24 protein-coding genes are annotated in these 24,262 nt (G+C 64.6%); 2 read left to right on the top strand and 22 right to left on the bottom strand.

The features are described from left to right. Nucleotides 1-65 precede the first annotated feature (65 nt). The gene (locus tag ABIA90_RS24955; RefSeq protein WP_354119790.1) at nucleotides 66-887 is read left to right on the top strand and encodes an enoyl-CoA hydratase; all 822 of its coding nucleotides are present in this window, start codon (nucleotides 66-68) and stop codon (nucleotides 885-887) included. A 51-nt stretch (nucleotides 888-938) separates the two neighbouring features. On the opposite strand, the gene ABIA90_RS24950 is transcribed toward ABIA90_RS24955, so the two are convergent. From ABIA90_RS24950 to ABIA90_RS24900, 11 genes are all read right to left on the bottom strand, one after another. Next, the gene (locus tag ABIA90_RS24950) at nucleotides 939-1,256 is read right to left on the bottom strand and encodes a hypothetical protein (RefSeq protein WP_354119791.1); all 318 of its coding nucleotides are present in this window, start codon (nucleotides 1,254-1,256) and stop codon (nucleotides 939-941) included. Between the two features lie 138 nt (nucleotides 1,257-1,394). After that, nucleotides 1,395-2,051 carry an HAD family hydrolase gene (locus ABIA90_RS24945; protein WP_354119792.1) on the bottom strand — a complete coding sequence of 219 codons (657 nt, stop codon included), beginning with the start codon at nucleotides 2,049-2,051 and terminating at the stop codon, nucleotides 1,395-1,397. A gap of 41 nt (nucleotides 2,052-2,092) precedes the next feature. Next, nucleotides 2,093-2,509: an ASCH domain-containing protein gene (locus tag ABIA90_RS24940; RefSeq protein WP_354119793.1), complete on the bottom strand. Its 417-nt coding sequence runs from the start codon at nucleotides 2,507-2,509 to the stop codon at nucleotides 2,093-2,095. A gap of 38 nt (nucleotides 2,510-2,547) precedes the next feature. Next, nucleotides 2,548-3,627, bottom strand: a complete 1,080-nt coding sequence (locus tag ABIA90_RS24935) for an isocitrate/isopropylmalate dehydrogenase family protein (RefSeq protein ID WP_354119794.1) — start codon at nucleotides 3,625-3,627, stop codon at nucleotides 2,548-2,550. Nucleotides 3,628-3,760: 133 nt separating this feature from the next. Further along, nucleotides 3,761-4,828, bottom strand: coding sequence for an alcohol dehydrogenase (locus tag ABIA90_RS24930; protein ID WP_166089648.1), 1,068 nt, complete (start codon nucleotides 4,826-4,828; stop codon nucleotides 3,761-3,763). An 81-nt stretch (nucleotides 4,829-4,909) separates the two neighbouring features. After that, nucleotides 4,910-5,881 (bottom strand): ABC transporter ATP-binding protein, encoded by a 972-nt coding sequence (locus tag ABIA90_RS24925; RefSeq protein ID WP_354119795.1) that lies wholly within the window; start codon nucleotides 5,879-5,881, stop codon nucleotides 4,910-4,912. Then, the gene (locus tag ABIA90_RS24920; protein ID WP_166350746.1) at nucleotides 5,878-6,870 is read right to left on the bottom strand and encodes an ABC transporter ATP-binding protein; all 993 of its coding nucleotides are present in this window, start codon (nucleotides 6,868-6,870) and stop codon (nucleotides 5,878-5,880) included. Before ABIA90_RS24920 ends, ABIA90_RS24925 begins: the two co-directional genes overlap by 4 nt. Beyond that, nucleotides 6,867-7,739 carry an ABC transporter permease gene (locus ABIA90_RS24915; protein WP_166350744.1) on the bottom strand — a complete coding sequence of 291 codons (873 nt, stop codon included), beginning with the start codon at nucleotides 7,737-7,739 and terminating at the stop codon, nucleotides 6,867-6,869. The genes ABIA90_RS24920 and ABIA90_RS24915 overlap by 4 nt, the downstream gene beginning before the upstream one ends. Further along, on the bottom strand, nucleotides 7,726-8,676 hold the full coding sequence (locus ABIA90_RS24910) for an ABC transporter permease (protein ID WP_166350742.1): 951 nt from the start codon (nucleotides 8,674-8,676) through the stop codon (nucleotides 7,726-7,728). The genes ABIA90_RS24915 and ABIA90_RS24910 overlap by 14 nt, the downstream gene beginning before the upstream one ends. A 7-nt stretch (nucleotides 8,677-8,683) precedes the next feature. Continuing rightward, the gene (locus ABIA90_RS24905) at nucleotides 8,684-10,228 is read right to left on the bottom strand and encodes an ABC transporter substrate-binding protein (RefSeq protein ID WP_354119796.1); all 1,545 of its coding nucleotides are present in this window, start codon (nucleotides 10,226-10,228) and stop codon (nucleotides 8,684-8,686) included. A gap of 131 nt (nucleotides 10,229-10,359) precedes the next feature. Beyond that, nucleotides 10,360-11,556 carry a CaiB/BaiF CoA transferase family protein gene (locus tag ABIA90_RS24900; RefSeq protein ID WP_354119797.1) on the bottom strand — a complete coding sequence of 399 codons (1,197 nt, stop codon included), beginning with the start codon at nucleotides 11,554-11,556 and terminating at the stop codon, nucleotides 10,360-10,362. A 194-nt stretch (nucleotides 11,557-11,750) separates the two neighbouring features. Between ABIA90_RS24900 and glgA the strand changes: the two genes are divergently transcribed. Continuing rightward, nucleotides 11,751-13,166: a glycogen synthase GlgA gene (glgA, locus tag ABIA90_RS24895; protein WP_354119798.1), complete on the top strand. Its 1,416-nt coding sequence runs from the start codon at nucleotides 11,751-11,753 to the stop codon at nucleotides 13,164-13,166. A 164-nt stretch (nucleotides 13,167-13,330) separates the two neighbouring features. Here glgA and ABIA90_RS24890 read toward each other — a convergent pair whose 3' ends face one another. The 11 genes from ABIA90_RS24890 to ABIA90_RS24840 form a co-directional block, all read right to left on the bottom strand. Continuing rightward, nucleotides 13,331-14,281: an oxygenase MpaB family protein gene (locus tag ABIA90_RS24890; protein WP_354119953.1), complete on the bottom strand. Its 951-nt coding sequence runs from the start codon at nucleotides 14,279-14,281 to the stop codon at nucleotides 13,331-13,333. 74 nt (nucleotides 14,282-14,355) lie between these two features. Next, the gene (locus ABIA90_RS24885; RefSeq protein ID WP_354119799.1) at nucleotides 14,356-15,498 is read right to left on the bottom strand and encodes a DUF3734 domain-containing protein; all 1,143 of its coding nucleotides are present in this window, start codon (nucleotides 15,496-15,498) and stop codon (nucleotides 14,356-14,358) included. A gap of 128 nt (nucleotides 15,499-15,626) precedes the next feature. Continuing rightward, a complete protein-coding gene (gene ccoS / locus ABIA90_RS24880; RefSeq protein WP_063984819.1) occupies nucleotides 15,627-15,794 on the bottom strand; it encodes a cbb3-type cytochrome oxidase assembly protein CcoS in 168 nt (55 codons plus the stop codon). Beyond that, on the bottom strand, nucleotides 15,794-17,983 hold the full coding sequence (locus tag ABIA90_RS24875) for a cation-translocating P-type ATPase (RefSeq protein WP_354119800.1): 2,190 nt from the start codon (nucleotides 17,981-17,983) through the stop codon (nucleotides 15,794-15,796). The genes ccoS and ABIA90_RS24875 overlap by 1 nt, the downstream gene beginning before the upstream one ends. A gap of 11 nt (nucleotides 17,984-17,994) precedes the next feature. After that, on the bottom strand, nucleotides 17,995-18,480 hold the full coding sequence (locus ABIA90_RS24870; RefSeq protein ID WP_354119801.1) for a FixH family protein: 486 nt from the start codon (nucleotides 18,478-18,480) through the stop codon (nucleotides 17,995-17,997). Nucleotides 18,481-18,495: 15 nt separating this feature from the next. Next, nucleotides 18,496-19,962 carry a cytochrome c oxidase accessory protein CcoG gene (gene ccoG / locus ABIA90_RS24865; RefSeq protein WP_354119802.1) on the bottom strand — a complete coding sequence of 489 codons (1,467 nt, stop codon included), beginning with the start codon at nucleotides 19,960-19,962 and terminating at the stop codon, nucleotides 18,496-18,498. 113 nt (nucleotides 19,963-20,075) lie between these two features. Beyond that, nucleotides 20,076-20,951, bottom strand: a complete 876-nt coding sequence (gene ccoP / locus ABIA90_RS24860; protein ID WP_354119803.1) for a cytochrome-c oxidase, cbb3-type subunit III — start codon at nucleotides 20,949-20,951, stop codon at nucleotides 20,076-20,078. A 6-nt stretch (nucleotides 20,952-20,957) separates the two neighbouring features. Then, nucleotides 20,958-21,122, bottom strand: coding sequence for a CcoQ/FixQ family Cbb3-type cytochrome c oxidase assembly chaperone (locus ABIA90_RS24855; RefSeq protein WP_014497064.1), 165 nt, complete (start codon nucleotides 21,120-21,122; stop codon nucleotides 20,958-20,960). Nucleotides 21,123-21,135: 13 nt separating this feature from the next. Continuing rightward, nucleotides 21,136-21,870, bottom strand: a complete 735-nt coding sequence (gene ccoO, locus ABIA90_RS24850; RefSeq protein WP_014497065.1) for a cytochrome-c oxidase, cbb3-type subunit II — start codon at nucleotides 21,868-21,870, stop codon at nucleotides 21,136-21,138. Between the two features lie 10 nt (nucleotides 21,871-21,880). Further along, on the bottom strand, nucleotides 21,881-23,530 hold the full coding sequence (ccoN, locus tag ABIA90_RS24845) for a cytochrome-c oxidase, cbb3-type subunit I (protein ID WP_354119804.1): 1,650 nt from the start codon (nucleotides 23,528-23,530) through the stop codon (nucleotides 21,881-21,883). Between the two features lie 301 nt (nucleotides 23,531-23,831). Then, entirely contained in the window at nucleotides 23,832-24,257 is a 426-nt protein-coding gene (locus ABIA90_RS24840) for a CBS domain-containing protein (RefSeq protein ID WP_354119805.1), read from the bottom strand. Nucleotides 24,258-24,262: the final 5 nt, after the last annotated feature.

Genomic DNA, 24,262 nt, shown 5'->3' with positions numbered 1-24,262 from the left:
TCACGGTTGACCCGGGCCGCGCCCCGGCCGCACATTGCGCCTGACCTACGACAAGCGAGCGCGCAATGCCTGACATTTCCAGCACGACCGAAACACCCCATGCCGACGGCAAGATCCTCAAGCAGGTCATCGACGGCGTCGGCGTGATCACCTTCAACAATCCCGACAAGCGCAACGCGATGTCGCTGGAGATGTGGGAGGGATTTGGCGAGGCGCTGACGAGCCTGCGCGATGACGAGACGGTGCGCGTCGTGATCCTGCGCGGCGCCGGCGGCAAGGCATTCGTCTCCGGCGCCGACATCAGCCAGTTCGAGAAGACCCGCCACAACGCGGCGGCGTCCGAGGAATATGCCAAGCGCAGCGCCGCCCAGCGCGCGCTGCTCGCCGACTATCCCAAGCCGACCATCGCCTGCATCGAGGGCTTTTGCCTCGGCGGCGGCATGCAGGTCGCGATGCTCGCCGACATCCGCCTCGCCGCACATGGCAGCCAGTTCGGCATTCCCGCGGCAAAACTCGGCATCGCCTACGGCTATGACGGCTTGAAACATCTGGTGTCGCTGGTCGGTCCGTCCTGGGCACGGCTTCTGATGTACACGGGCATGCGGATCGATTCCGCCGAGGCGCTGCGCATTGGCCTCGTCGAGCGCTTGTTCCCGATCGACGAGTTGTGGGGTGAGACGATGACGATCGCGCAGACCATCTCAGAGAACGCCCCACTCGCGATCAAGGCCGCCAAGATCACCATCGCGCAGGTGTTGAAGGATGAGAGCCAGCGCGACCTGGAGGCGATCACGGCGATCGGTCACGCCTGCATGGACAGCGCGGATTTTCGCGAGGGCCGGCAGGCCTTCATGGAAAAGCGCAAGCCGCAGTTTACGGGCAAGTAGCCTCGGCGGCCGGCCGCGCCAGCAAAAATCACGAAAACAACCCCGCCGTGACTAGAAAGTAGTCGTACAAGATGCCGACGGCTCGCGCGCCATGTTGATTGTGATGTAGCGCGCGAAGGTTGTTGCCAGCCCCGGCTGCTTCGGAACTATCCAACGTAGAAGGATCCCGTCGGGAATTCGTTTCTCTGACTGGGGTAGCTCCCCATACAGCTCGGAAAAGAATTTCACAGCCCTTTCGATCGCATCCGGTCCTGTCCCCATCGCATTTCGCATGTTTTGTTCGTCAATTGCGTCGAAACATGTTCTTACTTCCGCATAAGCGGCGGCCGGCAGTATTGTTGCGAGTACAAAGACGAAGAGCAAACGCATGCAATCAACTTCCTTCTAGCTTTCTTCGCTCCCATTTTACCTTGGGCCAATCTGGGGTCGAGATCCACGTCATGAACTCGTTGGCGGTGTCCGTTGTTGGGCCTCATAACAGAGGTCGCGCCTTTGCGAGCGCTGCAATCATTCGATACGCAACAAAGCCGGAAGGTCGCTCATCCGATGAAAGAACTCATCGCAGAAGGCTGCTAACTCTGGCTCAACTCCCGGATCACCGCCGGTAAACCCCAAGACTCTCATTCCCGCGGCCTTTGCCGCGCGAATCCCGGACAAGGAGTCCTCAATAACGACGCAACGTGAAGGGTGAACACCCAACGTTTGTGCGGCATGCAGAAACAGGCCGGGGTCTGGCTTCCACGAACCAACCTCATACGCACTAAAGATACGTCCTTCAAAGTGCCCCAGCAGTTTCGTCAACCCGAGTGCATGCGTGAGCTTCGACATGGGTCCGTTAGACGCTACGCAAACGGGAACGGTAATCTCGGCTAACGCTGCATGGATTCCTTCGACAGGCTTCAGTTCGGCATCAAAAGCCAGCGCGGTTGCTTGTCGAACGTCAGCAACGAAAGTGTCTCGGACGCCGCGGCCTAGCCGACGCTCAATTTCGCGCACGCAATCCGCCATCTTTACCCCTCGGAAAGAACGTATAGCGTCCTCCACGCTGATCGTTACGCCTTCCTCAGATGCTGTTCGGACCAGGACGGTCAGGGCAATAATCTCACTATCGACCAGGACGCCGTCCGAATCGAAGACAATGAGCTCGGGACTTGCACTGGTCATCCTTGCGATGCTCTCGCTTTGCGGGGCCATCTGAACATTAGCTATGGTCCGACAGGCCGTAGATCACCAAACACCTCGATCAGGCGAAAGCGCTCGCACATCAGCATCATGTCCTCGCTGAATCGTCCGAGCCGACCGAAATAGGTCCGATGGGCGCTGCGCCAATAGGCGAGGCTTCGATCGCCTTCGCCCTCATCGTGCGCAAAGGTGGCATCGACTTCATTAAAGCGCCGATAGGTGATCTCGACGGATTCAATGACGCAGCGCGGTTCTCCCCGTCCGTCAAGCACGACCCAGAGTTCACCGGGCGTCGACGTGTTCGGTTCGTCCTCTGTGCTGCAAGTCGCGGTCTTGACGCCCTTGACGACGAGTTCGACCAATTCATCCGCGAGCGCGGGATTGTCGCCGAAGGCGAAGGTCCTGAGGTGCCGATAGTGCTCGGGAACCGGATTGCTCATTGACGTCCGGCTCCTCCGATATCGACCGCCTGCGGTAACTACAGCGCAGCGAGCACCGCTTTCGTAATGTCAGCCGTGCCGTTGCTGCCGCCGAACTCCATCGGCTTGATGCCGCCGGCGTAGATCTGGTCCACTGCACGCTCGATCTGCTCGCCGGCTTCCGCCGCGCTCTCGACGCCGTGCTTGTCGGCGAGCCAGTCCAGCATCATCGCCGCCGACAGGATCATGCCGGTCGGATTGGCCTTGCCCTGCCCCATGATGTCGGGTGCGGTGCCGTGGCAGGGCTGGAACACCGCATATTTGTCGCCGATGTCGGCGGACGGCGCCATGCCGAGGCCACCGATCAGGCTCGCGGTGATGTCGGAGACGATGTCGCCGAACATGTTCTCCATCACCATCACGTCGAAATCCCAGGGACGCTTCACCAGCATAGCCGAGCAGGCATCGACATAGAGCCGGTCGGTCTTCACGTTCGGATGCTTCTTCTCGATCTCGTCGAAGATACCGCGGAAGAACGCAAAGGCCTTGAACACGTTCGCCTTGTCGACGCAGGTCAGCATCCCCGGCTTGCCGCGCGCCTTGCGCCGCTCGGCGAGCCGAAACGAGAACTCGAACAGGCGTTCGGAGGTCTTGCGCGTGATCACCATGGTCTCGCGCGCGTCCTCATGGGTGACGACGCCCTTGCCCATCGAGGCGAACAGGCCTTCGGTGGATTCGCGGATCACGACGAGATCGATGCCGCGCTGGTCGGCGCCGACGATCGGGCTCGGCACGCCCGGAATGAGCCGCGCCGGGCGCACGCCGGCATAGAGATCGAAGATGAACCGCAGCTCGATCTGCGGCGCGATCTCGGTATTATCGGGGTAGCGCACCGACGGCAGGCCGCAGGCGCCGAGCAGGATCGCGTCGGCCTCCTCGCAGAGCTTGATGGTGGAATCGGGCATCGACTTGCCGGTCGCGAGATAATTGTTGGCGCCGGCCGGCGCCCCGGTGAAGCGGAAGCTCAGGCCGGACTTCGCCTCGATCTTGCGCAGGACTTCGATGGCCGGTGCCATGACTTCGGGACCGATGCCGTCACCGGCGAGCACGGCAATGTGGAAGGCGTTGTTTGCGGACATGGGGGTTCTCTGCGTGAAGAAAGGTGTGGCTCGTCATTGCGAGGAGCGAAGCGACGAAGCAATCCAGACTGTGTCCGCGGAGGGATTTCTGGATTGCTTCGCTTCGCTCGCAATGACGACGGAGAGAGTGAGGCTACGGCGTCAGCACCGTGCGACCGACCACCGCGCCCTGCTGCAATTGCACCAGCGCGTCATTGGCCTTGTTGAGCGGCTGGCGCGTCACCGGGATCGGCGGCACGTTCTTCGCGCGCACGAGGTCGAGCAGTTCCTGCGTCTCGCGCAGATTGCCGACATAGCTGCCCTGGATCGTCACCGCCTTGATCGGGATCAGCGGCAGCGCCCAGGTCGCGCCGCCGCCGAACAGGCCGACGATGACGAGCTTGCCGCCCTTGGTCAGGCAGTCGAAGCCGAGTTGCGTGGTCGCGGCATTGCCGACGAGATCGATCACGGCGCGGATCGGCCCGCCCGCCTTTTTGGCAAGCTGCTCCAGCGCATCCGGCGCCTTGGGATCGACGGTCGCGAGCGCGCCGGCCTTTTCGGCGGCCTCGCGCTTCCTGGCGTCGATGTCGACCATGATCGCGCCCTTGCCGCCCATTGCCTTCAGCAGCGACAGCGCCATCAGGCCGAGGCCGCCGGCGCCGAACATCACGATCGGCGTGTCAAAATGCTGCTCGACCTTCTTCAGCGCGCTGTAGGTGGTGACGCCAGAGCAGGCGTAGGGCGCCGCCGAGGCGGGATCGAGCCCCTTCAGGTTGAGCAGATAGCGGGGATGCGGCACCAGCATGTGGTCGGAGTAGCCGCCGTCGCAATAGACGCCGAGCGAGCGCGGCGTCAGGCACATGTTCTCGTCACCGGCCAGGCACGTGGCGCACTTGCCGCAGCCGATCCAGGGATAGACGAGGCCAACATCGCCGAGCCTGAGATCGCCCTGGTCGGTCGGCTTCACGTCGGGGCCGAAGGCTGCGATTTCGCCGACCGTCTCATGGCCCATGGTCAGCGGCAGATTGATGCCGCGATCCTTCAGCGACAGCGGCTTGCGGCCGTGGCCGAGATCGTAGCCGCCTTCCCAGATGTGGAGGTCGCTGTGGCAGACGCCGGCGGCCTTCACCTTGATCAGCACCTGCGTGCCCGACGGCTGCGGCGTGGCCTCGTCGAACTCCTGCAGCGGCGCCTTGAAATCGGCAACCTTGAAACTCTTCATCGGCGTCCTCCCGGCATACTTCTTGTCGTCGCCACCATGCCATGCCCGGCGGGACGAAACAAACCCGGGAGCGGTCTTAGTTTAGGCCAGCGGATGGTGGCAAGCCGCGAACTGGCCGGGTGCGACCTCGCGCAACTCCGGTATCTCCGCGCTGCATCGCTGGTCGGCCCGCGGGCAGCGGGTGCGGAAACGGCAGCCGGACGGCGGCGCAATCGGCGATGGTGGCTCGCCGGCCGCCACACTCTCGACGGGACGCACGTCCGGATCGGGCACCGGGATCGCCTGCAACAGCAGGTCCGTGTAGGGATGCGCGGGCTTTGCGAACAATTGCTCCGACGGCCCGACCTCGCAGAGGCGGCCGAGATACATCACCGCGACGCGGTCGCTGACCGCTTTCACCACCGCGAGGTCATGCGCGATGAACAGCAGCGTCAGGCCGAAGCGCGCCTTCATCTCCTCGAGCAGATTAAGGATCTGCGCGCGGATGGAGACGTCGAGCGCCGAGACCGGCTCGTCGCAGACGATGAATTCGGGGTTGAGCACCAGCGATCGCGCGATGCAGATGCGCTGGCACTGGCCGCCGGAGAATTCGTGCGGCAGACGGCCCGCCACGATATCAGGGTCGAGCCCGACCGCGGACAGCACCTCGTGAACGCGCCGCTTGCGCTCGGCGGCATCCTTGACGCCGGCGATGATGAGCGGCTCGGCGACGATGTCGCCGATGCGCCGGCGTGGATTGAGCGAGGCGATCGGGTCCTGGAAGATCAGTTGCACGCGGCGGCGCATCTTGCGCAGCGCCTCGCCTTCCATCGCGGTGAGGTCCTCGCCGTCGAACAGCACGCGGCCGGACTTGGCGCGGCGCAATTGCAGCACCGCGCGCCCCAGCGTCGACTTGCCGCAGCCGGATTCGCCGACCAGCCCCAGCGTCTCGCCGCGCGCGACCTGGAGGCTGACGCCGGAGACCGCGTGCACCGTCTTGTTGCCGAGACCATATTCGACGACGAGATTGTCGACCTTCAGGAGCGGCTCAGCGGGCATGGCAAACTGCATCATGCGCCAATCCCCTCCGTCATCTGGATGGGATGGAAGCAGGCATAGAGATGATCAGGCATCTCCGCGCCCTTCAATTCGGGCTTGGCCTCGTGACAGCGCCCCACGGCATAGCGGCAGCGTGGCGCAAACGAGCAGCCCCTCAGCGGCCGGGTCGGATCGGGCGGACGGCCGGAGATGGCGGGCAGCGGCGTATGCGGCGCGGTCTCCAGCTTCGGGATCGCCGCCAGCAGCGCCTCGGTGTAGGGCATGTGCATGCGCTTGAACAACGCCTGCGTCGGCGCGCGCTCGACCACCCTGCCCGCATACATCACCGCGACCTCGTCGGCGCGGCCGGCGACGACGCCGAGATCGTGGGTGATGATGATCATCGCCATGTGGCGGCGGCGCTGCTCGCGCGCCAGCAGATCGAGGATCTGCGCCTGGATCGTGACGTCGAGCGCCGTGGTCGGCTCGTCCGCGATCAACAGTTTCGGCTCGCAGGACAGCGCGATCGCAATCGCGATGCGCTGGCGCATGCCGCCGGAACATTGATGCGGATATTGCGCGAGCCGCTGCTCCGGCGCCGGAATGCCGACGGCGGCGAGCAGCTCGATGCTGCGCTTCCGCGCCGCCGGCGCATCCAGTTCGAGATGCTCCTGGATCGTCTCCATCAGCTGGGTGCCGATGGTCAGCACCGGGTTGAGCGAGGTCATGGGGTCCTGGAACACGACCGCGAGGTCGCGCCCGCGCAGGCGCCGCAGACGCTCGGAGTCGAGCCGCACCAGATCCTGGCCGTCGAACATCACGCGTCCGGTCAGCTTCGCCTTCTTCGGCAAGAGCTGAAGCACCGCGCGCGATAGCATGGTCTTGCCGCAGCCGGATTCGCCGACGATGCCGAGTGTGCGGCCCGCCTCCAGCGACAGATCGACATGATCCACGGCGCGCAAATTGCCGCGCGGGGTCGGCAGTTCGACCGCCACGTCCTCGATGGTCAGAAGCGGCGCGCTCACAGCGCCCCCTGACGCGGGTCGGTCAGGGCCCGCAAGGTGTCGCCGACCAGGTTGAAGGCCAGCACCGTCAAGAACAGCGCCGTTGCCGGCAGGAAGGCCAGCCGCGGCGCGACATCGAGGCTGTCGCGCCCCTCGCCGATCATGCTGCCCCAGCTCGCCATGGGCGGCGGCACGCCGAGCCCGAGGAAGGACAGCGCGCCCTCGACCACGATCGTGACGGCGACGCCGAGCAGGAAGAACGCCAGCAGCGGCAGGATCACGTTCGGCAGCAGCTCGCGCAGAAGGATGCGCGCATGGCTGGCGCCGAGCGCCTCGGCCGCGATCACGAACTCGCGCCGCGCCAGCGTCAGCGTGGCCGCGCGCGCCACGCGCATGAAGGCGGGAATGCCGAGCACGCCGAGGATCAGGGTGAGGTTGGGAATCGACTGGCCGAGATAGGCGGTCACCGCGAGCGCGAAGATCAGCGGCGGAAAGGCCAGCAGCACGTCCATACTGCCGACCACCAGCGTCTCGAACCGGCCGCGGAAATAGCCGGCGAGGAGACCAAGCGCGCCGCCGAGCGCAAGGCCGATCATCGGCGCGATCAGCCCGACCGTCAGCGACACCCGCGCGCCAAAGATCAGGCGGGCAAATTCGTCGCGGCCGAGCCCGTCGGTGCCGAGCCAGTGTTCCCCGGAGAACGCGGCGCGGCGCTCCAGCATGTCCATGTCTACAGGATTCTGCAGCGGCAGCACCGGCGCCAGGATCGCGAGCGTCAGGACAATCGCGAGCCAGGCGCTCGCGAACCAGAACAACAGGCCGAGCTTGCGCCGGCGCCGAACCGGCTCGGAGACCACCGCGTCCTGCATCGACAGCTCAAGCGTGGCCATGGCGGATCCTCGGATCGAGCACGGCGTAAAGCATGTCGACGATGAAATTGACGATGACGAAGCCGCAGGCGACCAGCAGCACCACGCCCTGGAGGATGACGAGGTCGCGGGTGTAGATCGCGCCAACCAGCAAGCGGCCGATGCCCGGCAGCGCGAAGATCGATTCCACGATCAGCGTGCCGCCCAGCAGGCGACCGATGTTGATGCCCGTGACCGTCACCAGGGTCAGCGACGATGGCTTGAGCGCATGCACGAACAGGATGCGCGCGGGCTTGAGGCCTTTGGCCTTGGCGAGCGCGATATAGTCCTCCTGCAGGGTCGCGATCATGTCGGAGCGCAGCACCCGCATGATTCCAGGCCATTCCGCCAGCGCCAGCGTCAGCGCCGGCAGCACGAAGAAGCGTAGATTGGCCAGCGGCTCCTCGGTGAACGGCACATAGCCTGTCGCCGGCAGCCAGCGCAGCTCGACCGCGAACAGATAGATTAACAAAATCGCCATCAGGAAGGACGGCATCGACAGCATGGCGAAGGCGCTGCCGGTCATGAAGCGGTCGAAGGCGCCACCGGCGCGCGCAGCGCAGGCGATCGCGAGCGGCACGCCGATCAGGAGCCCGATGAATTCGGCCATCAGCATCAGCTCGAGCGAGACCGGAATGCGCTCGGCTACCGCCTGCAACACCGTCTGCCCGGTGCGGAAGGAGCGGCCGAGATCGCCCTGCAGGACATGACCGAGCCAGCTCAGATAACGCCACCACAGCGGCTGGTCGAGCCCCATGTCACGGCGCAGCGCCGCGACATTCTCCGGCGTCGCCTGATCGCCGAGGATGACATAGGCAAGGTCGCCCGGCAGCAACGCGGCGATCAGGAAGGTGAGCAGCGAGACGGCGAGCAGCACCGGCAGGATGGCAAGGAGCCGCCGCACGACGAAGTTCAGCATCGCGCGGTCATTCCAGCCAGGTGGTCGAGACGTCGATCACGCCGTTGTAGATTTTCGGAAAGCCCTTCAGCTTGGCGCTCGACAGCGCGTAATAGGTGTTCTGGAAGGTCCAGAACCAGACTGCCTCCTTGTTGATGAGGCGGCTGATCGCGCAATAGTCCTCGATACGCGCGGCGGGGTCGGCGGTGACGCGGGAATGGTCGAGCAGCCGGTCGAGCTCCGGGTCGGCGAAGTTGGCCAGCGCCAGCGGGCTGCCGCTGCGGAAGTTCGCATACATCTGCGGATCGGGATCGGCGAGGTCGACGATGCGCCAGGGTATGAGCTGGAACTGACGCATGAACGCGCGTGGCGGAATGGTGGCCTGGTCGACCTGCTCGATCTCCATGTTGGCGCCGGCGCGCTTCCAGAATTGCTGGAGCACCTGGCCGATCATGCGGCCGCGGGGCGTCGCGGTCACCATCGTCTTGAACTCGACCGGCTTGCCATAGTCCTTGATCAGTGCCTTGGCCTTCTCGACATCGAACGGCAGCGCGCCGTCGTCCTTGCACTTGACCCAGGAGCCGTCGCCGTAGGGATTGGTCGCGGGCCGGCTCAGGCCGTTGCTGATCGCCTGCGACATCTTTGGACGGTCGATCGCCATCACCAGCGCCTGCCGCACGCGGACGTCGTCGAACGGCGCCACCTTGGTGTTGAAGGCATAGACCTGCGCGCCCGAGCCCTTGTAGGTGTGCACGGTGAGCTTGGAGTCCTTCTGCGCCTTCATGATGTTGTCGGCGTCGTTCTCGTCGTCCCAGATGATGTCGGCCTCGCCCGATTGCAGCGAGGCGAAACGCGATTGCGCGTCGGGCAGCGGCTTCAGGATGATGCGGTCGAGATAGGGACGGCCCTTGTCCCAGTAGCCCGGGTTCTTCTCCAGAACCATGCGATCGCCGGCCGTCCATGATTTCAGGATGTAGGGACCGGTGCCGACGGGATTGCGATTGTAGTCGTCGCCCTTGGTCTTCCACGCCGTCGGCGAATGCACGACGTTGTTCTGGCTCTGGATGGTGTTCGTCGCCGGCAAATTCACGGAAGGATCGGTGAGATTGTAGACGACAGTATATTCGTCGGGCGCCAGCACCTCCTTGACGTTGGTGATGTAGAAGGCGCAGCGGCACTTGTTGGCGGGGTCCTTCTGCCGATCGAAGTTCTCCTTGAAGGCTTGCGCATTGAACGGCGTGCCGTCGTGGAATTTCACGCCCTGGCGCAGCTTGAAGGTCCAGCTCTTGTAATCGTCCGAATGGGTCCAGGATACTGCCAGCTTTGGCGCGGCTTCGCCCTTCTCGTCGAGCGTGGTGAGCGTGTCGAAGATCGCGGCCGCAGCGGTGAAGGTCGAGGTGTCGTAGACCCCGACCTTGAGCGGATCGAAGCCCGTAATCTCCAGCTCCTGACCGACGGTGATGCTGCCGCCCGCCTTCTGCGCCTGTGCCGGCTCGGCCGGCGGAAGTAGAGAAAATGCCGCAACAAGGAAAATCGGCGCGTGTTTGCGCGCCGCGGCAGCAAGGTTCGTCATGGTTCCTCCCGGGATCCCTCGTCCGATGTTTCGGATCGTTGAATGACTCGGAGGCGAGCTTGGCGATAAATGCTCGCCACGGCAAGAGGAACACGCGAGAGATCAAACGCTGTAGTGGTGCTGCGATGCGCTCAGTTTGTCGCAGCCGTTTTGCCTGACGGAATTGGCGCATCGCCGGCGAGGCCGATCTCCTCGCGCAATGCGTCCGTGTGCTCGCCGAGCACGGCCATGGTCTTGGCGGGCGTGGTGTCGGCGCCCGACATCCGGAACGGCAGATTGAGCACCTGGAACGAGCCACCCTCGTCCTCGACGGACGAGAGCGCCTGCCGGTGCGCGAGTTGCGGATCGGCCAGCGCCTCGGACACGGTGCGATAGGCCGAGGCCGGCACACCGGCCGCGCCAAGCGCGACAAGACACGCGTCGGTCGTGAGCGGCCGCGACCAGGCCTCAACGCCGTCCATCATATCAGCCCAGTTCTCGCGGCGCGCGGCGTAGGTGGAGAAGCGCGGATCGGAAATCCATTCGGAGCGGCCGATCACACCCATCAGGCACTGGAACGTCTTCTCGCTGGCGACCGTGATCATGACATAGCCATTGGCCGTCTCGGTCGGGCCGAACATCGGACGCGGCGGTGGCTTCACCGCGAATTGCGAGCTCTGCAGCTCGATCACCGTCAAGGTCAGCATCGATTCCAGCATCGAGACGTCGATGTGCTGGCCCTGCCCGGTCACAGTGCGCTGATAGAGCGCCGACGCAATCGCGCCGAAACCGTAAGTGCCGGTGACGACGTCGGCATGGTAGATGCCGCAATAATCCGGCCGGCTGCGGCCGGGCTGATAGGCGAGATGCGCCATGTCGTAGCCGGAGGCCGCATGGATTACCGGCGCGTAGGCCGGCAGCTCGGCCGAGGGACCGGTCTGGCCGTAGCCCGAGATCGAGCAATAGATCAGCTTCGGATTGACCGGGCGCAGGCGGTCATAGTCCAGCCGCAGCCGGTGCATCACGCCGGGGCGAAAGTTCTCGACCAGGATGTCCGCGGTCGCGGCGAGCCGGCGCACCGCCTCCTTGCCCTCCTCGGATTTGAGATCGAGCACGACGCTCTTCTTGCCGACGTTGAGCTGGCCGAATACGGTGCTGCACCCCATGCGCAGCGGCGGCCGGGTCCGCATCGTCTCGCCGCCATCGGTCTCGATCTTGATGACCTCGGCGCCCATGTCGGCAAGCATCCGCGCACAATGGGGACCGGCGATGGTGGTCGAAAAATCCAGGACCCTGAGGCCCGCGAAGGCCTTTGTCGTCGTCCCCTCATGCTTATCTGCTAACGGCATGCCTGCTTACGCCCCCTCGGCCTCTTAGGAACTATCGAAGTTCTCTCTTGTTGATGCGCCGACCCTAGAGGGCGGCGGGTGAGTAGGAAAGTCTTTACCGAACGGACGCGTCTCACGGGCGGGCTTGGGAATTCCAGGACAACTGGACCCGTTCTTGCATAGCAATAAACGGGATCGGAAGAGGGCAGCTGTTCTTGAGGGTCTTGTTCGTCACAACCGAGATGGACGATTTCGTCCGCGTTGGCGGACTCGGCGCCGTTTCCGCTGCACTTCCCAGGGCGCTTCGCCCTCTCGCCGATATCCGGGTCATGTTGCCCGGCTATCGCGACATCATCGAACAACTCACGCATATTCAGATCGTTGGCCGCTGCCCGGGGTTTGCGGAGATGCCGGCCTGCTCGCTCGGGCGGGCTGCGACCAAGGACGGGCTGCCGGTCTATGTGCTGTTGTGCTCACAACTCTACGACCGGCCCGGCAATCCCTATGGCGACGAGTCCGGACACGACTGGCCGGACAACGACATCCGCTTTGCGCGCTTTGCCTCGGCAGCCGCTGAGCTGGCCATGGGCAAGCTGGACAAGAATTGGGCAGCAGACCTGATCCATGCCAACGACTGGCAGGCCTCGCTCGTGCCGGCCTACCTCGCCTGGCGCGGCGCCAAGCTGCCGTCGATCCTGACCATCCACAACCTCGCCTACCAGGGACTCTTCCCGAAGGACTCGCTGCGGCGGATCGGCGTCCCCGAGAGCTCCTTCCATATCGACGGCGTCGAGTTCTACGACCAGCTTTCCTTCCTCAAGGCCGGGCTGGTCTATGCCTCGCACCTCACCACCGTCAGCGGCACCTATGCACGCGAGATCACGACGGAAGAATTCGGCTGCGGCCTCGAAGGCCTGCTTCGTGTCCGCTCCGACGCGGCCGAGCTCACCGGCATCCTCAACGGCATCGACGAGAGCTGGGACCCTCGCTCCTGCTCCCAGCTCGCCCAGCAATTCGGCGCCGGCGACTGGGTCGGCAAGAAGGCCAATGCGGATTACGTGCGCAAGCAGTTCGGGCTCGCGGTGTCGCGCGGCCCGATGTTCGCGATCGTCGCACGCCTCGTGCACCAGAAGGGCATCGACCTCGTGCTGTCGGCCGCCGACGAGATCATCGATGCCGGCGGGCAGATCGTGGTCACCGGCTCCGGCGAGCCGGCGCTCGAGCAGGCGCTGATCGACGCGCATCGCCGCCGCCCCGACGCGATCGGGGTCACGATCGGCTTCAACGACGCCCAGGCGCGTCGCATCTTCGCGGGCAGCGATTTCACATTGATGCCGTCGCGCTTCGAACCGTGCGGCCTCAGCCAGATGTACGCCCAGCGTTTCGGCTCGCTGCCGATCGGTCACCAGACCGGCGGCTTGGCCGAGACTATCACCGACGGCGAGACCGGCTTTCTGTTCTCAAAACCCTCGCACGAATCCTTCCTCGGCGGGGTCCGCCGCGCCTTCTCAGCTTTCGTGGCACATGACCAGCTCGACTCCATGCGTCGCAGCGCGATGGGACGTTCGTTCTCCTGGAGCATCTCGGCCGGCAGTTATAGCGCGCTGTATAGGAGGCTGGCGTCGGTGTGAGGTCGAGGCGCCACTCCGGACTCCGTCATTGCGAGGAGCGAAGCGACGTAGCAAATCCAGACTGTCTCCGCGTCGATAGTCTGGATTGCTTCGCTGTGCTCGCAATGACGATGTGGAGAGAGTGCGCGCCACTCTATCACCCGTCACCCTAAGAGTGGAGAACCTCACCCCTTCCCGCGCACATCCATTTGCGGCCGCCCGATCCAGGCGCGATTGAGACACCGGGTCATCCAGTCGGGCTGCGGCTCGCCCCGCAGCCGTGCCTGCGCTTCCTGGTAGGGACCGACATAGCGCAGCCGGTCCGGCAATTTCGGATAGACGCGCCTGATCCATCTCAGCGCATTGTCGGCTGCCCGCTTGTCGCGCTCGTCGAATTCAAACCCGAAGCCCGCTCGCAGGCGCTCCGGCAACAAACTCGCGGTGAGCGCGCGATACCATCGCGGTGGCCGCAACCACGGACGGGCGCCGCCAAGGATCTGCGCGGCGATCTCGCGCGCCGCCGGGCTGACGGTCAGCGTGTCCGACTGCGCCATCGCCGCAGTGTAGGCCGAAAAGCCGGACCAGTCCGCGGGCAAATCGTCGGCCGTCAATCCGAACAAGGCGCCGAACATCCGGCTCTCGCTCCAGTAGCGCTCGCGCTCCTCCGCCGAGAGCGGCGGGAGCACCAGATCATGCGCCATCACCGCGGTCTCGACCAGCGTCGCATGAACCCAGCGCAGCGACGGAATGTCATTGGCGCAGTAGCGCGAGCCTGCCGCGAACGGACCGACGGCCTCGGGCATCTCGCCGACGATCATGCTGTGGCGCCGATGCAATTGCCGGGACGACAACTGCGCCCGGTCGAGCGAGCCAAACACCATGGCAAAGACGATGTCGAAGGTGCGATGGAAGCGGCCGATCGGATCGGCAAGGGTTCGTGAATGCTCCGCGATGGCGGCAGCGACCCAGGGATGCGCCAGCTGCAACAACAGCGCGCGGCCGGCGCCGAGAAAGATGACGGCCTCCCGGTCGATCTGCCACGTCACCGTGTCAGGACCGAACACGCCGGCAACCGGTCCCGCGGCGTCGGCGCGGACCTGATCGAGGGCCAATTCCAGATCGTTCCCGGTTACCAACTGCAAGGCCTTTCGGTTGCCGACGGCGCACGATCCGCAGGGCCTGTGGCAATTCGATGAAAGCGGACGCGGCCCTACTCCGCCGCCATCGGCATCTCGTCCAAATGCTCGTGCAGCACCACGCCGGCGAGCGGATCGAATTCACCGATCCACGGCTTTCGCGCCAGCACCGACCTCGTGTGGGCGTAGCCCGCATGCCAGCGCCGCGTAATGCCTGACGGACTGAAGTCGATATCCTTGGTATGGGTTTCGCGATCGAGCTGCGGCGCCAGCAGTCGCACCACATGCATGCGGGTCGGACAGCCGTAGCTCATCAATTCCCTCACCGCGGGATCGTTGCGCTCGTTCTCGGGCAACCGCGCGGCAAGCTGGTTGATGACGTGACGCAGGCGATGGGCCTGCTGCTGCCGCACGATCTGGCTCGCGATGCGGCTGGAGTACTGCACGTCCTTATGGCGGTTCAAGACCTCCGCCATCGTGGTCGGCTCGGCGCCGACAGGATTCCACAGATGCACGGAGAAGATCAGCGAATCCCTGCGTGGATTGTCGTCGAATACGGCCTCCGTCGGCGTGTTCGACAGGATGCCGCCGTCCCAATAAAGGTCGCCATCGATGCGCACTGCCGGGAAGGCCGGCGGCAGCGCGCCCGAAGCCATGACATGCTTCACCGTCAGTTCGCCGTCGCGGCTGTCGAAATAGCGCATTTCGCTGGTGCCGACATGAGCCGCACCGACCGTCAGTCGCGGCGCGCAGCGATTGGCCAGATCGAAATCGACCAGCTCGCTCAGCGTCTTTTCCAGTGGCGCGGTCGAATAGAAGCCGGCGTGATCGGCGCCGAGTGGAAAGGAATCTCCCGCATGCGCCAGCGGGTTGGGCCGGAAGAAGCCGGGAATGCCGTTGGTGACAGTCGACAAATAGGCGAGCTTCTCGCTGAAGTCGGGAAAGGCGCCACCCAGAGCCCAAACCGGATTCTGCTCCATCCGCTTCCAGAACTCCTTCAGGCGCGCGAGCCTGTTCTCCGGCGCATTACCGGCGATCAGGCTCCCGTTGATGGCGCCGATCGAGGTGCCGATGACCCAGTCCGGCTCGATCCCGGCCTCGTGCAGGGCCTGGTAGACGCCCGCCTGATAGGAGCCGAGCGCACCGCCGCCTTGCAGCACCAGCACGACCTGTCCCGGCAGATCGTTAGGCCCGCACACTCCGACATTTTTCTGCATGCTCGTCACGCTCCTGCTCCGGAGAGCCTGCCCCGTCGCTTCTACGCAAAATCCTCCGGCATTGTTACGCCCGGCGACCGCCGGCCGTCCAGCGACCATGTCCGAAAAGGGCAGCGCGGAACCAACGGTTAACGCTTGGCTGGGGCGTCCTGCGGCGGCTCGTCGTCGGCGATGGCGCGCCAGGCCGCGCCGTCGAGATCGTCATATTGGCCGCTGCGGAGTGACCAGAGGAAGGCGACGAGACCCGCACCGCCGAGCATCAGCGCCAGCGGCACCAGGATCACCAGGATTTCCATCACACGATCTCCCGTGACGCATTGCGCGCCCGCAACGAATTCAGCATCACCAGGATCGACGACCCGCTCATGGCCGCCGCTGCAATCAGGGGCGTCACCACGCCGCTGATTGCCACCGGCACGGCGAGGACGTTATAGCCGATCGCCAGCCAGAGGTTCTGCCGCATCAGGTGCAGCGCCTTGCGCGCGGAATCGATGGCGGCGACGCTAGGTGCCAGCGGCCGGCCGAGGAAGACGAGATCGGCGGTCGCCTGGCTGAGATGCGCGGCCGAGATCGGCGACATCGAGACATGGGCCGCCGCCAGCGAGGGCGCGTCGTTCATGCCGTCGCCGACCATCAGCACTTTGGCGCCGCGCCGCTTCAACTCCTCGATCCGCGCGATCTTGTCGGCCGGCGTGACGCCGGCGCGCCATTCGGCGATGCCCAGCGCATGCGCCGCCGCGATCACCGCGGGCTCGCGATCGCCGGAGAGAATCTCGATGCCGATGTTGCGCGCCTTCAGCGCCGCGATCACGGCTTGCGCGTCCGGGCGCAGACCCTGGCGCACCGAGAGGATGAACTTCTCGCTGCCCTTGCTGAAAGCCACGATGGAGGCCTCAGGATCGAGCGTTGCCCCGCCGACCATCGCCTCGGCGCCGCAAAAGGACGGACGGCCTAGGCGAAGCTCGACACCGTCCACCACAGCGCGCACGCCCTGCCCGGCCTCCTCGACCGCGCCGATAACAGGCGATCTGGCACCGGCGGCCTGCGCGACCGCGGCGGCGACCGGATGATGGCTCGACAGCGCGAGCCGGCCGGCAAGTGCAAAAATGTCGGCGGGAATATCGGCCGCGTTCATCACTTCGAGATCGGGCAGCGTCAGCGTGCCGGTCTTGTCGAAGATGACGTGATCGGCTTCGGCCAGCCGCTCGATGGCGTCGCCGGAATTGAGCAGCACGCCAGCTTTGAACATCGCGCCCGAGGCCACCGTCTGCACGGTCGGGATCGCAAGCCCGAGCGCGCAGGGACAGGTGATGATCAGCACGGCCACGCCGGTCACGATCGCATCGTGCCAGCCTGCACCCGCGATGACCCAGCCCAAAATGGTGATCAGCGCGGTCGCATGCACGACTGGCGCGTAGAGCCGCGAGGCGCGATCTGCGAGCCGCATGTAGCGCGAGCGCGCCTGCAGCGCGTTGTCGAGCAGCCGCGTGATCTCGGCGAGCAGCGTCGCCTCCGACGCCGCCGAGACCCGCACCCGCAGCGTGCCGGAGATGTTCATGGAGCCCGCATAGACCGCCGTGCCCTGCTCCGCCGTGACATAGAGCGTCTCGCCGGTGATCAGGCTCTGGTCGATCTCAGAGCGTCCCTCGATCACGGTGCCGTCGACGGCGCAACGCTCGCCGGGCCGCAGCAGCACGATGTCGCCGGGATGGATCGCTGCGACCGGCACGTGCGAGATTTCGTCGGGACCGACGAATTTTGCGGCCGTCTCCGCTTTCAAGGCGGCGAGATTGCCGGCGACTGCGCGGGTTCGCCGCCGCATGTTCTGGTCGAGGAAGCGGCCGACCAAAAGAAACGTGAGCAGCATGATCGCCGCGTCGAAATAGGCGTGCTCGGCGTGGTTGATGGTCTCGACCACGGACATGCCGAGCGCCAGGCACACGCCGATCGAGATCGGCACGTCCATGTTGGTGGTCTTGTTCGAGAGCGCGCGCCAGGCCGAGCGGAAGAACGGCTGACCGGCATAGGCCGCCGCCGGCAGCGCGATCAGCGCCGACAGCCAGTGGAAAAAGTCGCGCTGCTCCGGCAGCATGTCCGAGACGTTGCCGGACCAGACCGGGATCGACAGCATCATCACGTTCATGGTGGCGAACGCGGCGACGCCGAGGCAGCGCAGCAGGAAGCGCGATTCCGCCACTTCCGTCGCTTCCGCGCTCTCGGTCTCGTAAGGATAGGCCTTGTAGCCGAGCTCCTCGAGCCGGTCGATGAAGCGGGCAGGATCGAGCGTGCCCTGCTTCCATTCCAGCGCGACGCGGCGGTCGGTGAGATTCACGCGCGCCAGCGTGACATCGGGGATGGCCGACAGTCCGCGCTCGATCTTGGTCATGCAGCCGGCACAGTGAACCCCCTCGACCGCGAGATCGATGTGCTTGATACCATCGCCCGCGGCCCGGACGTAATGAGAAAAATCCCGCGTGACCTGCATGACGAATTCCCTCAGTTCAGGATCACGCGGTTGCGCGACATGAACACGCGCGTGCCGCGCGCCTCGCCCTCGATCACGAGATCCCACTGCCCCGGCGCAACCGACACGGCATTACCGCGATAGACGCCGATGCCGGCTTCGGACAGTTCGACTGCGAGATCGGCGCGCTTGTCGGTCGGCCGCTCCAGACGTCCGCCGAATTTTAACCCGCTCACCGGCTGGCCGCTCGCATCGCGCGCCTCGACCTGAAGCGAGGCAGCGCCATCGGCGCGGCGCTCGATATGGGCGTTGACCTTCCAGTTGCGCGCGGCCTGGTCCTGTGCTGCCGAGATCTCGCGGTCATAGGTGAGACCCGCGGCATAGGGGCTGTCGACGTCGGTGCCGGGCAGCGTCGCGATCGCGAGCTTCATCATGGTCACGTTGACGCCGATCACGAGCCCGAAGAAGGCGACCAGCATCAGGAACACTTTTGTTCCGGTCAGCGGCTTGGTGGCCATGGCAGTCTCCTGATCCTAGGGCGAGACGAAATTATCGGTGGCGGTGGCGACCTCGCCGAGCCCGATGTCGGTGACGTGGAAGCGAACAGGAACCGACTTTTCCTGATTGCTTTCCGCCGGCGCAGTGACGAGCAGGCGCAGCTCGCTGGTGGAGTCGCGCGGGATCACGATCATCGGCCTATCCGGCGTCACGGAATCGATGCCGACGACATGCGTGGTCAGGTTGGCCGGACCGTTGGCGTCGATCGCGATGACGCGGTCATAGCCGCTCTTGTTCAGCAGCCGGACCGTATAGGCATTGCGGATCGAACCGTCGCTGAGCCTGACCGCGACCGGGTTGCGGTCGTGCAGCACGTTGACGTCGAGCAGGCTGCGGGTCGCGAGCGTGTAGATCATGATGCCGCCGACCGCCGCGATGATCGCGCTGTAGGCGACGGTGCGGGCCCGGACGATGCGGTAGACCGGCGCCTTGCCTTCCCGGCGGCGCTGGATGTTGATGTCGTTGTCGTAGCCGATCAGCCGCTTCGGCCGGCCGATCTTGGTCATCACATTGTCGCAGGCATCGATGCAGAGGCCGCACTGGATGCATTCGAGCTGCGGCCCGTTGCGGATGTCAATGCCGGTCGGGCAGACCGCGACGCATTGATAGCAGTCGACGCAATCGCCGACCTGCTGCCCGAGCGCGCGCAGCTCGGCCGCCTTCTTCACCGAGGTGCGCTTCTCGCCGCGGTCGTAGCGATAGGTGACGTTGAGCGCCCATTCGTCGGTGAGCGCCGCCTGGATGCGCGGCCACGGGCACATATAGGTGCAGACCTGCTCGCGCATGAAGCCGGCGAGCACATAGGTCGTCGCCGTCAGGATGCCGATCCAGATATAGGCGATCATCGGCGCCTGGAAGGTGACGAGCTCCTTCACCAGCGTCGGCGCATCGTTGAAATAGAGCACCCAGGCGCCGCCGGTCCACCAGGCAATCAGGAGCCAGATCGAATGCTTGAGCACGATCTCGGAGATGCGCTCCAGCTTCATCGGATCGGACGACTTGTCCTTCTTCATCCGCTCGCGCCGGTCGCCCTCGACCAGCCGCTCGACCGCATAGAACAGATCGGTCCACACCGTCTGCGGGCAGAGATAGCCGCACCAGATGCGGCCGCCGACCGAGTTCATCAGGAACAGCGCCACCGCGGCGACGATCAACAGGCCGGTGAAGTAATAGATCTCCTGCGGCCACAGCTCGATGAAAAAGAAGTAGAAACGGCTGTTGGGAAGATCGATCAGCACCGCCTGGCTGGGAGCGCCGAGGCCGCGATTCCAGCGCACGAACGGCAGGAAGTAGTAGACGCCGAGGCAGAACGCCATCAGCCCCCATTTGATTCGGCGGAACGTGCCGGAGATGCTCTGGGGATACACCTTCTTCTGGGCTACGTAGAGCGGCCCGTCGTCATCGTTCGATGTGAGGTCGTTCGGGTTCACGGTCTTGTTCATCGCCAAGAAGCTTCTCGAAAAGGTGCGATTGAACCTAAACCCAACGCGAGCGCGTCAGTTGATCCAGCTCAAGCGGGGGCACTTTATGTTCGCCCCCGCATGTCGCGAGCAGGCTATTTTCCACCGCCCAGCGAGTGGACGTAGACCGCCATCGCCTTGATGGTGGCGGGATCGAGCCGCCCTTCCCAGGCCGGCATCACACCGGCGCGGCCCAGGCTGATGGTCTCGACCAGGCTCGCTTCGTCCGAGCCGTAGAGCCAGATCTTGTCGGTCAGGTTCGGAGCGCCCATCTCGGGGTTGCCCTTGCCGCCGTCGCCGTGGCAGGCGACGCAATTCTCCGCAAAAATCTTCTCGCCCTTGGCGGCATCAAAGCCCTTGCGGGTCGAGAGGCCCGACAGCGACCGCACGTAGTTGGCGACCGTGACGATCTCGTCGCCCTTCAGCACGCCGTCCTTGCCGAAGGCGAGCATCTGGCCCTCATGCGCCTTGGCATGGCCGGAACGCGCGCCGAACTGGATGGTCTGCATGATCTGGTCGAGCGTGCCGCCCCACAGCCAGTCGTCGTCGTTGAGATTCGGAAAGCCCTTTGCGCCGGCGCCGCCGGAGCCGTGGCATGGCGCGCAATTGTCGCCGAACACGGTCTTGCCCTTGGCCCGCGCAAGCGCCAGCAAGGCCGGGTCCTTCTCGATGTCGGTGAGCGAAGCGGCGCCCAGCGCCGCCATCTTGTCACCCCGGACCTTCTCGAGGTTGGCGAGCTCGACCGCGACGTCGGCACGCGAGGAATAGCCGAACAGGCCCGTGGTATTGCTGGAGATCAGCGGCCAGGCCGGATAGACGATCCAGTAGCCGATCGCCCAGACGATGGTGAGGTAGAATGAGATCACCCACCAGCGCGGCAGCGGCGTGTTGAGCTCCTTGATGCCGTCCCACTCATGTCCGGTCGTGGACTTGCCGGTGACGGAATCGATGTCGCCATGATGATCGGTCATGATCTCTTACTCCTCTCGCAACGGCAGGCGCGCCGCTTCGTCGAAAGCGGCCTTGTTGCGGGGCCATAATGCGTAGGCGATGATCGCGAGAAAGATCGCGACGAACACCGGCGTCCAGATCGTGGTCACCAGACCGGACGCGAGATTGTCGAGTGTCAGGATGGCTTTCATCGGTGATGCCTTCTCAGCGAAGATTGGCTTTCTCGTTGTAGAGCTTGAAGTCGACCAGCGTGCCGAGCATCTGCAGGTACGCGATCAGCGCGTCCATCTCGGTCGGCGTGCCGGCCTTGCCGTCGAAATTGCGCACGACGGCCTTGGCGTAGCGCTTGCCGAAGGCGTCGGAGCCGGCATTGTCGGGATCGGCCTGGGCCTTCAGATCGGCGCCTGCGTTCGCGATCTGGTCGTCGGTGTAGGGCGTGCCGATGGCCTTGAGCGTCTTCATGTGGTCGGCGATCGTATCGGGATCGACTTCGGTCTGGCTCAGGAACGGATAGCCCGGCATCACCGACTGCGGCACGATTGCGCGCGGGTTGGTCAGATGGGTCACGTGCCAGTCGTCGGAATATTTGGCGCCGACGCGCGCGAGATCGGGACCGGTGCGCTTCGAGCCCCACTGGAACGGGTGGTCGTACATGCTCTCGGCGGCGAGCGAGAAGTGGCCGTAGCGCTCGACCTCGTCGCGCAGCGGGCGGATCATCTGCGAATGGCAGAGATAGCAGCCTTCGCGAACATAAACGTTGCGGCCCGCGAGCTCCAGCGGCGTATAGGGCCTGACGCCGTCGACCGCCTCGATCGTGCTCTTGAGGTAGAACAGCGGAGTGATCTCGACGAGACCGCCGATCGCAATCACCAGCAAAATGCCGACGATCAGGACGATCGAGTTCTTTTCGAAGATTTGGTGGCGTGTCCAGAACGACATGGAAGGCTCCTCATTCCGCCGGCTGAAGCGCGACGGGCATCTGGACTTCCACTTCGCCGACGAGAACGGTCATCCAGAGATTGTAGGCCATGATCAGCGCGCCGATCAGGAACAGCCCGCCGCCGGCGGCGCGGATGATGTAGAAGGGATGCATCGCCTCGACGCTCTCGATGAAGGAATATTCGAGGAAGCCGAGCGAGGTGTAGGCGCGCCACATCAGGCCCTGCAGGATGCCGGACACCCACATCGCCGAGATGTAGAGAACGATGCCGAGGGTCGCGATCCAGAAGTGCCAGTTGACGAGCTTCAGACTGTAGAGGCCCTTGCGATTCCACACCCACGGCACCAGGCAGTAGAGCGCGCCGAAGGAGACGAAGCCGACCCAGCCGAGCGCGCCGGAATGCACGTGGCCGATGGTCCAGTCGGTGTAGTGGCTGAGCGAGTTCACCACCTTGATCGACATCATCGGGCCTTCGAAGGTCGACATGCCGTAGAAGGCGACGGAGACGACCAGCATGCGCAGCACGGGATCGGTGCGCAGCTTGTCCCAGGCGCCCGACAGCGTCATCAGGCCGTTGATCATGCCGCCCCAGGAGGGCATCCACAGCATGATCGAGAAGGTCATGCCGAGCGTCTGCGTCCAGTCGGGCAGCGCCGTGTAGTGCAGATGGTGCGGGCCGGCCCAGATGTAGAGGAAGATCAGCGCCCAGAAGTGGATGATCGACAGCCGGTAGGAATAGATCGGCCGCTCCGCGCGCTTCGGGATGAAGTAGTACATGATGGCGAGGAAGCCGGCGGTCAGGAAGAAGCCGACTGCGTTGTGGCCGTACCACCACTGGAACATCGCGTCCTGGATGCCGCCCCAGGCGACATAGGATTTCGAGCCGAACACCGAGACGGGGAGCGCGGGATTGTTGCCGAGATGCAGGACCGCGATCGTCACGATGAAGGCGAGATAGAACCAGTTCGCGACGAAGATGTGCGGCTCCTTGCGCTTGATGATCGTGGCAAGGAAGACCAGCAGATAGGCGACCCAGACGATGGTGAGCCAGAGGTCGGCATACCATTCCGGCTCGGCATATTCCTTCGACTGGGTGACACCGAGCAGATAGCCGGTGCCGGCGACCAGGATGAAGAAATTGTAGCCGATCACGACGAACCAGGGCGCGAGGTCGCCCGCAAGGCGCACCCGGCAGGACTTCTGCACGACATAGAGCGACGTGCCGATCAGCACGTTGCCGCCGAAGGCGAAGATCACCGCGGAGGTGTGCAGCGGACGCAGCCGGCCGAAGCTGGTCCAGGGCAGATCGAAGTTCAGTGCGGGCCACGCCAGCTGCGAGGCGATGATGAGGCCGACGAGGAAGCCGGCAATGCCCCAGAACATCGCCATGACGGCGGTGAACTTGATCGGACCCATATTATAGTTGGGGCGGCCGTTGATCTCCGCCGGCGGCAGCGCCGCCGGACGGTCGAAGTAGCGGTTGATGATGCCAAAGACCACAGCGAGGCTTGCCACAGCGCTGAGCGCGGCATGGAAGGCAAAGGCCGAATCGAGCGCCTTGGCCGAGGCGATCACGCAAAGGAAGGCGGTGACTGCGAACACGATAGCCAGGCCGCTTTCACCTGATGTCATCGATTTGGAGATGGAGGGCTGGCTCATGCGGATTCTCTCTGAAAGAACACGCCGCCAGAAACCACATTCGACCTCGCGGCGAATTGATTGAAATCAAGACAGGTGGATTTCTATTCGGGTGAGTGATGCGGCGCCCGCCAGTTGAAGTGCCCTCTCCCCTTGTGGGAGAGGGCAGCGAGGACGGTGCCGCGCACTCACTTGGGTGAGGGGTTGGCTCCGCACGGAGAGTCTTTCGGTGGAGAGAACCCCTCATCCGGCGCTTCGCGCCACCTTCTCCCACATCCGCCTTCGCCAAGGCTTCGGCGGACATGAGGGGAGAAGGAAGAAGTCACTCCTGCGCCGTCGCCTTCAGCGCCTTGATCACGTCCTCGCGGGCGATGATTCCGACCAGCTTCTCGGCGCCGTCGAGCACGATGATGCTCCTGATGCGGTGCTCGACCATGATCTGGAGCACGCGCGTCAGCCGCGTGTCGGGGCTGACATAGATGAACTCGGGCGTCATGACGTCGCCGATCCTGCGGCTCATCAGGTCGCGATAGTGCGGCAGCATCTGGCTCGGCGAGAACGCGAAACACTTCAGGATGTCGAACTTGGTGACGATGCCGACGACCTGCCCGTCGTCCTCGACCGGATAGGAGTTGAAATCGTCACGCTCGAACATCTCGCTGAGCGCGAGCAGGTCCTGGTCGCGCCGCGCTGTCCTGACGTTGCGCGTCATATAGCCGTCCACGGTCTGCTCAAGAAACTTGTACACGGCGC

The organism is Bradyrhizobium sp. LA6.8, from assembly GCF_040547935.1.
In the GTDB taxonomy this organism is placed as follows: Bacteria; Pseudomonadota; Alphaproteobacteria; order Rhizobiales; family Xanthobacteraceae; genus Bradyrhizobium; species Bradyrhizobium barranii.
The sequence above is the reverse complement of the archived record's forward strand: the minus strand, read 5'-3'. Positions and strand labels throughout refer to the sequence as shown.

What these genes read in the sequence shown, in the direction of transcription:
- ccoO (WP_014497065.1), bottom strand. Translation starts at nt 21,870, where the DNA reads ATGTCGTTCTGGACACGCCACCAAATCTTCGAAAAGAACTCGATCGTC.
- ABIA90_RS24905 (WP_354119796.1), bottom strand. Translation starts at nt 10,228, where the DNA reads ATGACGAACCTTGCTGCCGCGGCGCGCAAACACGCGCCGATTTTCCTT.
- ABIA90_RS24925 (WP_354119795.1), bottom strand. Translation starts at nt 5,881, where the DNA reads ATGATGCAGTTTGCCATGCCCGCTGAGCCGCTCCTGAAGGTCGACAAT.
- ABIA90_RS24870 (WP_354119801.1), bottom strand. Translation starts at nt 18,480, where the DNA reads ATGGCCACCAAGCCGCTGACCGGAACAAAAGTGTTCCTGATGCTGGTC.
- ccoG (WP_354119802.1), bottom strand. Translation starts at nt 19,962, where the DNA reads ATGAACAAGACCGTGAACCCGAACGACCTCACATCGAACGATGACGAC.
- ccoP (WP_354119803.1), bottom strand. Translation starts at nt 20,951, where the DNA reads ATGACCGATCATCATGGCGACATCGATTCCGTCACCGGCAAGTCCACG.
- ABIA90_RS24875 (WP_354119800.1), bottom strand. Translation starts at nt 17,983, where the DNA reads ATGCAGGTCACGCGGGATTTTTCTCATTACGTCCGGGCCGCGGGCGAT.
- ABIA90_RS24900 (WP_354119797.1), bottom strand. Translation starts at nt 11,556, where the DNA reads ATGCCGTTAGCAGATAAGCATGAGGGGACGACGACAAAGGCCTTCGCG.
- ABIA90_RS24885 (WP_354119799.1), bottom strand. Translation starts at nt 15,498, where the DNA reads ATGCAGAAAAATGTCGGAGTGTGCGGGCCTAACGATCTGCCGGGACAG.
- ABIA90_RS24945 (WP_354119792.1), bottom strand. Translation starts at nt 2,051, where the DNA reads ATGACCAGTGCAAGTCCCGAGCTCATTGTCTTCGATTCGGACGGCGTC.
- ABIA90_RS24915 (WP_166350744.1), bottom strand. Translation starts at nt 7,739, where the DNA reads ATGGCCACGCTTGAGCTGTCGATGCAGGACGCGGTGGTCTCCGAGCCG.
- ccoS (WP_063984819.1), bottom strand. Translation starts at nt 15,794, where the DNA reads ATGGAAATCCTGGTGATCCTGGTGCCGCTGGCGCTGATGCTCGGCGGT.
- ABIA90_RS24910 (WP_166350742.1), bottom strand. Translation starts at nt 8,676, where the DNA reads ATGCTGAACTTCGTCGTGCGGCGGCTCCTTGCCATCCTGCCGGTGCTG.
- ABIA90_RS24935 (WP_354119794.1), bottom strand. Translation starts at nt 3,627, where the DNA reads ATGTCCGCAAACAACGCCTTCCACATTGCCGTGCTCGCCGGTGACGGC.
- ccoN (WP_354119804.1), bottom strand. Translation starts at nt 23,530, where the DNA reads ATGAGCCAGCCCTCCATCTCCAAATCGATGACATCAGGTGAAAGCGGC.
- ABIA90_RS24930 (WP_166089648.1), bottom strand. Translation starts at nt 4,828, where the DNA reads ATGAAGAGTTTCAAGGTTGCCGATTTCAAGGCGCCGCTGCAGGAGTTC.
- ABIA90_RS24955 (WP_354119790.1), top strand. Translation starts at nt 66, where the DNA reads ATGCCTGACATTTCCAGCACGACCGAAACACCCCATGCCGACGGCAAG.
- ABIA90_RS24855 (WP_014497064.1), bottom strand. Translation starts at nt 21,122, where the DNA reads ATGAAAGCCATCCTGACACTCGACAATCTCGCGTCCGGTCTGGTGACC.
- ABIA90_RS24940 (WP_354119793.1), bottom strand. Translation starts at nt 2,509, where the DNA reads ATGAGCAATCCGGTTCCCGAGCACTATCGGCACCTCAGGACCTTCGCC.
- ABIA90_RS24950 (WP_354119791.1), bottom strand. Translation starts at nt 1,256, where the DNA reads ATGCGTTTGCTCTTCGTCTTTGTACTCGCAACAATACTGCCGGCCGCC.